General features: G+C 65.1%; 2 protein-coding genes. One reads left to right on the top strand and one right to left on the bottom strand.

From position 1 onward, the window contains the following. The coding region (locus tag DCI01S_RS16525) for a CueP family metal-binding protein (RefSeq protein ID WP_174521568.1) at positions 1-289 on the top strand (289 nt) is incomplete at its 5' end. A 95-nt stretch (positions 290-384) separates the two neighbouring features. Here DCI01S_RS16525 and DCI01S_RS16520 read toward each other — a convergent pair. Next, positions 385-774, bottom strand: coding sequence for a heavy metal-responsive transcriptional regulator (locus tag DCI01S_RS16520; protein WP_061230215.1), 390 nt, complete (start codon positions 772-774; stop codon positions 385-387). Positions 775-807 lie beyond the last annotated feature (33 nt).

The following is an 807-nucleotide window of genomic DNA, read 5'->3' as shown; positions in this document are numbered from 1 at the left end:
AGTGGCGCCCTACAACACCAGCACCCACCCCTGCCAGTTCCACAGCCTGACCACCTGCCGCGGCGAGATGGCCACCGAAGAGGTGCACGTCACCGTCACCGATACCGCCACCGGAGACATCCTCATCGACGAACCACGCACCACCTACGACAACGGCTTCCTCGGATTCTGGCTACCGCGAGACATCACTGCCACGCTCACCATCGACTACGACGACAAGTCGGCCACTGTTCCGATCGCCACCGGAGACCAGGACCTCACCTGCCTGACCACCATGAGACTCACCTGACAACCCCCCTCCCCGCATCAACAACCCCCCGCCGGGTCGCGGCCCCCGGCCGGCAGGGAAGGCGGTGCGTCCCGCATGGACCACAGCACCGCCAGTCAGAGGTAGCGGCAGATCGTCTCGGCTTGGCAGGTCGCAGGGTCCACTGTGCGGCTGGCGGACTGGAGCTGGGCGACTGCCTGACGCAGCTGCAAGAGATCGGCTATCTGCTGGTCGATCTCGTCCAGTCGAGTCACCAGGAGCGTGTCGACGTGAGCGCAAGGTGCCTGTCCGTCGTCGCGAATCCGGAGGATCTCACCGATGCGGGCAAGCGATAGTCCCGCGCTCTGGCCCCGCCGGATGAAATCGAGCCGGGAGATCACGTGCTCGGGATAGTCCCGGTAGCCGTTGAGGGTTCGTTGTGGGGGCGGGAGCAGGCCCACGGATTCGTAGTAGCGAAGGGTTTTCGGAGTGGTGCCCGCCGTGGCAGCCAGTTCGCCGATCCTCATTGGAATTACCGCTCCTTCGAGACCGCCTGGGTT

Origin of the sequence: Dietzia cinnamea NBRC 102147, assembly GCF_001571065.1 — a bacterium.
GTDB lineage: Bacteria > Actinomycetota > Actinomycetes > Mycobacteriales > Mycobacteriaceae > Dietzia > Dietzia cinnamea.
Note: the sequence above shows the minus strand (reverse complement) of the source record. Positions and strands in the feature narration are given on the sequence as shown.